At 65.0% G+C, this 9512-nt stretch carries 6 protein-coding genes; 5 read left to right on the top strand and 1 reads right to left on the bottom strand.

All coding sequences use genetic code 11. The features are described from left to right. The first annotated feature begins 130 nt into the window (after positions 1-130). The 5 genes from ABW137_RS23470 (at position 131) to ABW137_RS23450 (ending at position 9214) form a co-directional block, all read left to right on the top strand. Complete coding sequence (locus tag ABW137_RS23470) at positions 131-601, top strand: hypothetical protein (protein ID WP_526403855.1); 471 nt, start codon at positions 131-133, stop codon at positions 599-601. Between the two features lie 45 nt (positions 602-646). Continuing rightward, on the top strand, positions 647-2011 hold the full coding sequence (locus ABW137_RS23465; RefSeq protein WP_526403854.1) for a hypothetical protein: 1365 nt from the start codon (positions 647-649) through the stop codon (positions 2009-2011). 32 nt (positions 2012-2043) lie between these two features. After that, a complete protein-coding gene (locus tag ABW137_RS23460; RefSeq protein WP_526403853.1) occupies positions 2044-3333 on the top strand; it encodes a glucosaminidase domain-containing protein in 1290 nt (429 codons plus the stop codon). Positions 3334-3420: 87 nt separating this feature from the next. Then, entirely contained in the window at positions 3421-6873 is a 3453-nt protein-coding gene (locus ABW137_RS23455) for a DUF2272 domain-containing protein (protein ID WP_526403852.1), read from the top strand. 1 nt (position 6874) lies between these two features. Continuing rightward, positions 6875-9214 (top strand): M15 family metallopeptidase, encoded by a 2340-nt coding sequence (locus ABW137_RS23450; RefSeq protein ID WP_526403851.1) that lies wholly within the window; start codon positions 6875-6877, stop codon positions 9212-9214. A 12-nt stretch (positions 9215-9226) separates the two neighbouring features. Here the strand turns inward: ABW137_RS23450 and ABW137_RS23445 are convergent. Next, positions 9227-9512 (bottom strand): acyl-ACP desaturase (locus ABW137_RS23445; RefSeq protein WP_526403850.1); only part of this gene is annotated, 286 nt, incomplete at its 5' end.

Below are 9512 nucleotides of genomic sequence, written 5' to 3'. Positions count from 1 at the left end.
GATGCGAATCCTGGCCCTCACCGTGCTGCGCGGGCTGGACTCGAAGACAGCACCCATCGAGATGGAGACGTGGCTGCGGCGCGTCGGCGGCGACCGATCGATCGCGGCGTAGGAAGACAGGAGCGAAGCAATGGACAAGACCACCGGGTACGAGTCCCCCAGTTCGACAGAGGCACAACCCACCGTCGCCGCCAACTCACCGACCATGGTGCCGATGGCGGAGGTCCTGAAGTTGCTCGGTGTGGTCACGGCCAGCGCAACGACCTTGACCCCGCTTCAGAAGCGAATCACGATGCAATACCTTGCGATTCGCAATGCCCACGGCGACTTCGGGGGCAGCCAGGACCGCGCCTTCTTCGAGTCGCCCGAACTCGTGCGCCACAAATGCGACAGCACGCTCACCATCAGGCAGTATCCGAATACCACTGCCGCGTTCGCGCTGCTGAAGGCAGGCGGCGGGAGAATCGGGCATCCGCGGGACGCGGGCACGCCACCCCAGGAGATTCCGCTGTCGTCGGACGAGGCAGACATGCTCGTCGCCGTCGAGGCGATCGATGTGAGCGGGGCGCGCGTCGGTATCGCAATTCCCAGGCGCACCTGAGCCATCCACTTGCCAGCCACCACCTCGCACCACAGGGAGACTCAAATGTTCCGCACACTCACCAACTACAAGACAGACCAATTGTCCGGTACGAACGTACGCGGCAAGGACGTCGCCAACGCGGTGTTGTCCGTGAACCCACTGCAACTCAGCCGGTGGTTGGAGGAGGTGTGGTCCGCCGGTGGCATCGCAGGCGACGAGTGGAGCGCAGTCTTGGGGCCATCGAGCAAGCCGCTCGAAGACATCGTCAGCCGATCACGCCTCTCTGAGACCTTGCTTGCCACGTTCCCATCGGGACTGGACAAGCTCACTCCCGTCGGGGACGGCTTTCCCATCACCGGCTGGGAGCCCAAGCCCTGGACGCCGATTTCCGGCACACCGTCGATCTGGCGCCACATGCTCTACGCCTACCTCGTCGAATCGACTGGACTGTTCGAGATACTCGCAGAGGTGGTCAGGCGCTACGTCGTCGGTGAAACTCTGCCGGTTCCGACTACCGCAACGGCGATCTGGGTGCGATCCACCGAAGAGCTGTTCTTCCGTGACCCGCCGCTGTTCAGCGCTGGTGGAGCGATGACCAGCCAGTTGCGACCCGACGCGAGAATCAATCGGCGTAGCGCCTACTGGCGGATGTTCGGGCTGGATCTGCCGCACCCCCTCGGCGGCACAGTTCAAGGGCAACCGTGGAAGCGTGATGTGGGCGCCACGAGCAACGTCAGATTCCTAGAGATCTGGAACGAACTGCTGCGTCAGGTATGGCTGGGGTACGAGAACGACTCCAACACCTCCGGCGCAAAGCCGACTGACAGTTCCTACATCGCCTACCTCTGCCAGGCACTAAGCGAGATGCTGCAGCTGAGGCGACAGGGCGGGTTGTTGTCCCGCGACGAGTTCGCGTATGTCACGATGCTGAGCTGGTTCCATCTGACCGTTGAGCACGATACCGCTGTCGTCGACGACCTCTCGGCGAACGCCGGTCTCACCGGCAACGCCGCGGACCGCCTCACCGCGATCGGCGCCAAGGTCGGGATCGCGCCCTCCCGTCAGGCACGCGAATTGTTCGAGCTCGCAGACAAGATCTCACCGTTGATGTGGGCGATCGAGATCGGCATGTTCAACGCCTCGAGTGCCGCCGAAACGCTTTACAAGCATCCAGTTTCTGGGTCAACCGCGCCTGACATCGCATCTGAGCTACTTCGCATCATCGATCTCTGGCAATCCGCGACCGGCGAGCCGATCAAGGCTCTCGCCGTGACCCAGCGCCGGGCGCAAGGACCACCGGCGCGGTCCGCGCAGCCGGCCAGATTGCTGCCGGCAGGGGGTCTAGCCGCACCAGCGCCTGCGCCCGCTCCGCGGTCGTCATCGGGCGTTCCATCGACCAACGGTCACCGGGTAGGGTCGCGCGGCTGAACAGGCCGCGCACCTCAATAGCCTGGAATGTCATGAGTACCAACGGATCAGTCTTCGTCTGGTCACCGCCGACCCTGGCGGAGGACACGGCGTGGCCGCTTCGGTCGGACGTGTTCGCCGAACTGTCGGACATTGGGTTCGACAATCCACGACAGGAGTCGGAAATCGATCTGGAGCAGGCGGATTGGACCGCCGAGTATCCGGCCGACGAGTGGAGCGAGACACCCGACGACTTCGCCCCGATGGACGAAGCATTCCCCTCGGGTCTCGAGCTCTCCGTCGTGACCGGGGCTACCGGCGCGGGAGAAGAACACTGGGATCCGAACGACACCGGGTTGCCGCTCTTCGACACCGGCCCGGCTATCCGAGCCAAGAAGCTCTCTACGAACTTCACCGTCGGCGAAGTGGTGTCCAGCGGTGGCCGCGCCGACGACCGCGCGAGGATCTCCCTTGCCCTCGTGCGATGTCTGCAGGCCATCCGTGATCGCGCCGGAAAACCCGTCAGGGTCACCTCCGGTTATCGCTCGTGGAGTCGAAACGTCGAAGTGTACCGACGGGCGGGCAAGTCTCCGACCCACAGCAGGCACTGCAGCGGGCAGGCCGCTGACATCACCATCGCCGGATTGTCCGGAATGCAGATCGCCAAGCTCGCCGTCGAATCTTGCGGCGACAAGATCGGGATCGGTGTCGGTAAGTCGTACGTGCACATCGACGTTCGTGGTCGCTCGACAGTATGGGTGTACGACGGCCTCGACCAGACAAGGGTCCTGGCCGAACTCGAGGGTCACCGCAAGGGCGGTGGCATGAAGCCGGTGAAATCCGTACCGACGCATGTCGCGGAGTTCGTCCGGACCTACCGCCCGCACGCGCAGGCAAGCGAGACGCGCAGCCGTGTGCCGTGGCTGGTGACAATGGGCCAGGGCGCCCTCGAATCGGGCTGGGGCAAGCAGATGTGCGGCAACAACATGTTCGGCATCAAGGCAAAGACGACCATCCCGGAATCGCAACGCAAGCTCTGCACCACCAAGGAAGTCCACAAGTCGTCAAACGTGAAGTACCCGGAGGTGCTCTCGGTGACTCCGCGTGCCGACGGTCGCTACGACTACGTGGTCCGCGACTGGTTCCGAGCATTCGCCTCACCGGAGGACTCCTTCGACGCCCACGCCAAGGTTCTCCAGCACCCGCGCTACGCGAAGGCGTTCGCCCACAGCGACGATCCGTACGCCTTCGCCGACGAAGTCGCGGCAGGCGGCTACGCCACGGCGCCGAACTATGCAGCCGCGTTGAAGAACGTCATGACGCTGATCGCCAAGGTGCCATGACGCCCCGTGTCGGAGTGCACGGATGAGCGATGCGGGAAGGGCCACAGGGCAAGGGCAATACGGGAAGGGGTTGTGACCGTGACGAGTATGACCGAATCGGACACATCGGGCACCGACGAAGCGGAAGTCGACGATTTCGCTTCTGGGGCCTGGCTAGACGACGAGGAGTACACGGACGAGTCGGTCTGGGACAGCGAAGACGAGACCGACTGGGAGAACTACCCGGACGAGGAGGTCGGCGAATACCAAACGGACGGGTCCATCGTCGTCGAGAACTTCCTCGACCCGGAATTCGAGGGATCAACAGAAGATTTCGGCGAACTCGACACCTACCACACTCCGCGGCGCCACTTCCCACCGGACGAGCCGGTCGGCAAGACCGGATCGGCGCTTGCCGCAGCGATCGCCTCCACCGCCGAGCAGGAGTACCGGCGCTGGCACCCGGCGGGTGGCAAGCCACTGGTCGAGACCGATCCGTCAGCCACCCCGATCCTCCAGGACTACTACCGCACCGGCGTCGGCACGAACGTCTCGGCAGGCCAGTTGCAGAGCGCCGACTTCCAGGCGGGACATCCGTGGAGTGCCGTCTTCATCTCCTGGGTGATGAAGACCGCTGGGGCAGGCCATGCATTCGCCTACTCGGCCGCGCACCAGAACTACATCCGCGCCGCACGTCGCAATCGTCTCGACAACGACACCACCAATCCGTTCTGGGCCTACCGTGCAACTGAACTCGCCCCCCAGGTGGGCGACCTGGTGTGCACGGCACGCGAGAACAGCGGCGCAACGTACGACAACATCGCTGACCGGCGATCGCGAAAGACTCATTGCGACGTGGTCACCGCAGTCCGGCCCGGCGAGCTGCGGGTGATCGGCGGAAACGTTCGTCAGAACGTCGACGCGAAGACACTCCGCACCCAGTCCGATGGCCGGCTACGCCTCGACGGCAAGCAGTCCGGATACTTCGCCGTGATCCGGGCCAACCACACTCGCGCTTCGGTACCATCCACTCCCCGACCCGCTACGCAGATCCGCGCGAGACAGCACGTCCTCGACCGATACCCGTTGCTGCGAAGCCACGCGGGCACCGCTCCCGATCTGGTCCTCAAGTGGAACGACATGAATCGACCCGAAACGGTCGACGTAGTGGTACACCTTCACGGCTGGTCGGGTATGGGCGCGCGAATGAGCATCGTCCGGCAGAAGCTACCTGCGAGCGGCCTCGACTTCGTCGATCCACAGCACCCCCGCGAGATCGGCCGAACGACACCGACACTGCTGATTCTTCCTCGCGGACACCATGACCCGAGTGGAGGCAAACAAGAGCGTTACACGTTCCCCGCGCTCACCAAGCCGGGTGCGCTACAACGACTGGTCGACGACTCGCTCGCGGAATTCAACGCGCAGGCCGGCGCCACCGCCCGCCGGGGTCGGTTGATCCTGACCGCCCATTCTGGCGGTGGCGCGGCACTGATGCAGATTCTCGGACACACCGACCCCGACGAGGTGCACACGTTCGACGCCCTCTACTCCGATCCAGCACCGCTCATTGCGTGGGTGCGACGCCGATTGGATTCGGGCACTGCAGCTCTGCGGGTGGTGTATCGCGCAGGCGAAGGCACTGCCGCGCACAGCAAGCGAGTGGCCCAAGCCGTCGCCGGTGCGCGCTCGCGGAGTTTCCGCGTCGAGCCCACCACCGTCAGCCACGGCGAGATCCCCCGGCGGTTCGGGTGGAAGCTTCTGGCTGATGCATCGGCCGACCTTCCTGCGATTGGCCCCGCGGGCGAGTCGAACGACGGGTACGAATCAGACTCCGAGGAGGCATGGGGCGCCGAACCCTTCAGCTCCGAGCCCGTTGACGAGGCCGATTGGGAAGGGCTGCTTGCCGCCACGGAATGGACCGCCGAGGTCGACGACGAGACGACCCTGGACGAGAACGACGAGAACGACGAGAACGACGACGAGGACCACCTGGAGGAGGCCCCGATCCACGATGCCCTCGCCGAGGATGCCGACTCGTTCGAGGAGGCCGACGAATGGGAGTCCACGGATCCGGCGTTGCTGGCCCAACTCGTTGATGCGGAATTCGCCGCCGAGCTCGACGAGTCGGCGGTGATCGAAGAGACCACCGAGGAGTTCGACTTCGAGGAGTTCGGCGGATCCGAGCACAAACACATCGGCGACAAGGCTTCTGGCAACGCGCAAACCGTCATCGGGTATGGGTCGCCGCCGCAGGCGCTGTCATACGGCGACGTAGTCGCACTCGCAGGAGACTACTTTGCGTCCTACCACGATCTCCACGAACTCTCGCGAACCTCCCAAGGCCGGGCGGAGCTTGCATGGGCACGCTGGCACTGTCTAGGCCTCAAGGTCGACCAAGTCAAGGAGCCGGAAGCGACACCCGCGCAGAAGAAGTCCGTCACCGACCGTTACTTCGCGCTGGCAAGCCGCAACCTGTCGCACTTCTCGGCGGGCGGCACCGCGCTTGCGGCATACACGAAGGGCCACTCGGACGCACTCGTCGACGCTCTGGCCGCCGGTCAGACCGGAGACTCGACCACATGGCGGCGGGCGCTGACCAAGGACGCCTTCGCGTGTCACTTCCTCACGGACGCATTCTCCGCGGGTCACGTTCGAACGCCGCGGGCCGACATCAAACAGTGGTATGACACGAACATGCCGGGCAGCAACGACGCGTTGCTTCGGTACATGTCGCAGTTCATCTTCAATCGACTCGATGAGCGCCAGCAATTGCCGCCCGCAGTGTGGTGGTACGGCTGGATATCCAGATTGTGGGGAAACGAACTCCTCCAGGGGGACATCAGCAAGACCGGAGGCCAAGCCACCAAGAACTTCTCCGTCGGGGACATCCTCAGTCTGGCCCTGCACAACCACGACAACAAGGGCCTCGACGTCGTCTCCTTCGTCGACCCAGAAGGGCGCGAGACGACGGGCGGGTACCGTTGGCGAGCGGTCGGCGATGGCCACCTCGGAGTTCGGCGTGCGAGTCGAACCCCGAGCCGCCCCAACGCGTGTGCCCCTGTAGTCACTCCCGCCAGCGCCGCCACCACGACGATGGCGACGGCTGCAGTCATCGCGTCGCTGCGTGAGCTCGAGCGCGTTCGTGGCATCGGAGCCAAACTCGGCAAGCGTCCACTGCCGGGTCAGGAAGCCGTCACCGCGATCAAGGGGGGCATCATCGGAAGGAGTTTCGCCGCACTGCGATTCGTGCCCCGTGCCGATACGGCCTCCAACCGGAACATTCCGCTTCAATCACCTCGCGGAACGAAGACGCTCGACTGGCGGTGGGGACGACTCGGCGAGGTCGCGTACCGGGCGGTCGACGAAACCGTGCGATGCCAAATCGCCGACGACCTCGAAGCCCTGATCCCAAGCGTGGCCGATCCCGCGATCGCCAAACGCGCTGGTGTCACGTTCCAGATCCACGGAACCCGCAACGCATTCCGGTCATTCGTCAAGACTCTGCGAACATCTGGAATCAAGGCGATCGAGGATGCCGTAGGAAAGGCGGCGCGCTGACATGACCGTGTATGAAGACTACGAACCGATTCTCACAGAGTCGGCCGACACGTCCGAGTGCGGGTGTGCGGATTGCGGGCACCGCCGCGCAGCCTCGGAAGCAGGCGAGGTCGCGGCGGTCCCGTCGGGCTCACGCCCGCCCATCCGATCCACTGCTGCGTTGCGGACTGCGTGGCGCGACTACCGATGCGCCACCAACCGCATGGTGCAACTTCGCCTGTTCGGCAAGTGGAACACCCCCGTCAATCCGAAGACGGTCGAAGCATGGCGTGCACTCGAATCGACCTTGACGGCAGCGGGATACGACGTCCACCGCGCCTGGGTATACGTCTGTCGCAACATCACCGGTCAACGCGCCGCCTCACTGCATGCCTACGGGTTGGCCATCGACATCGACCACGCGGGACCACGGTGCAACGTCAACAATCCGACACCGGACAAGCGCGAGGTGAAGTTCTCGACGGGTGCTACCAAGCAGGAGCGTTGCCGCGACGTCCAGCGCGGGGTGGCCGATACGGCCTTCACCCCCGGCCAGGTCGCCGCAGTGGAGGCCATCAGGACGCTCGACGGCCATCAAGTCTTCGCGTGGGGTGGTCGCTGGCCGACCACGAAGGACACCATGCACTTTCAGATCAACGTCACGCCAGAGGAATTGGCTCGCGGCATCGCCCAGGAAACGATAGGCACCTCGACGACGTCAGCGGCTGAATTCGACGAGGCGGATCCATCCGATGAGACACTCGGCGCCGAGCTCGATCAGCTGGCCCTCGCCGAGGAACGCGGGGACGATGAGTGGCTCGAAGACGAGGAAGCGGTGGGCGGATGGCGCGGTACCCCCGAGCAGATCGCCTTTCGGAACCGAGTGATGACTGCCCACCTGAAGCGGTCGAAACGGGCGAAGGGCAATCCATTCCCCAGCCGCCGCCCCGACGAGCTGCGGGACATTCCCGGCACCGACAAGGTCCGGACGCTGCCTGCGACGGCCGACTCGGCGGGGCGGCTCATCGCGGCAGCCAATTCGGCGCTGCGCGAGGCACGGGCACGCGGTGATCGGGATGCGCTATCGACCGAGCGGATCACGGCGACGAGCGGCTACCGGACGACGGCGCGACAACGCGCCCGTTGGCTCGAGCTGTTCCCCAAGTACTACAACCAGTCCCAGGCGGCTCGGGAGCGCTTGGCCGGTGGACCGCATTCCGAGGCCGCCGTGGCGCACATGATCGCCGGGAAGTCCGACGGCGGTTTCGGCATACCAGCCAGAATTGCCGCGCCCGGCTACAGCAACCACGAGAACGGCATCGCCGTCGACTTCTATCAAGTTCGGACACCCAGGCTGCCGAACAGCACGGCAGATCACGACCGCGCCAAGTGGCGGGAGACCTGGTTCTACAAGTGGCTGACGGCCGAAGGCAATGGAAGGCGCTTCGGCTTCAAGCAGCTCGTCTCGGAGGAGTGGCATTGGGAGTACCAGGGCCAACCCGCCTCCCAGGAGGAGGCGCCGGTCTCCGAACGATCCGGCGGGAAGGCTTGGAACTACAGATCGCGGGTCGCGGGCACCAAGGTGGCGGTGTTCGTACCGCCGGCGGCGTTCGGCAAGGATCGGGTCGAGGTCATGGTGTACGTCCACGGCCTCCTCAGCCCATGTGGGGCGCTCTCATCGGTCCCCGACGGCTTGATCACCGACGAGAAGTTTGCCGTCGGCAGGTCGGTACGCGACGCCGGGGCACCGATGATCGTTGTGGCCCCCCTGCTGCAGGAGGGCAATGATCGCACTTGGAGCGCCCACGGGTTGAACAAGCCGAAGCGGCTGAACCTGCTAGTGGCCGAAGCGATCGACCAGGTGGGCAACCGCCTCGGCGGGACCCGCACGGTGTCGCGGCTCGTGGTGGCCGGTCATTCCCGCGCATTCGGGGTGCTGTACCCATTGGCCCGCGCGCACGGAGACGCCGACCAACGGAGCGGCGCACTGGCGACGCTCTCGGCGATGTGGCTATTGGACGCCACGTACGGGACCGTTCCAATGGACGACTTCAAGGCACTGGTCTCCGCACACCCCGGACTCGCCGTGCGCATCGTCTATCGGGTCGGTTCACCGACCGACAAGTTTCGCGGCAGGGCACTGAAGGGCCCCGTCGAGCTCCGTCCAGTCAGCGCCCGCACGCGGCACTGCGCCGTCCCCCGAGACGTGCTTGGGAGCCTGATAGCCGAGCTGTCGGCCCCGACCACTGTGAGCGCGGCAGAGGGCGAGACCGACGAGCTTCTTCATTCGATCGGCGAGTGGGACACCGAGTGCACGGGCGAAGTGTCTGACGACGAATGGCCTTCCGAGAGCGGTGGTTGAGCGGAGGCGAACTCAGCCAACCAAGAGCCGCGCCGCCGCCCGCTCCGCCTTGGCCGCACCACGTTCGAGGTAGCGGACCTTCGAGTCCTCGAACTTCGACGACTCGGCTTCCATGTGCGCGAGGAACACCGCGAGGTCGTCGCGCAGCTGCAGGCCCGCGCCCGTGAAGTCGTCGCGCTCGAAGATCCGCCAGTACCGCAGCACCGGCAGAATGACGTCGTCGAGATGTTGCCGGAGGTCGTAGATGCCGCCGACGGCGATCTTCACGGCGTTGCGCCGAAAGTTGGGGATGGCGGCG

Source organism: Mycobacterium sp. (assembly GCF_040509115.1).
Lineage (GTDB): Bacteria > Actinomycetota > Actinomycetes > Mycobacteriales > Mycobacteriaceae > Mycobacterium.
The sequence above is the reverse complement of the archived record's forward strand: the minus strand, read 5'-3'. Positions and strand labels throughout refer to the sequence as shown.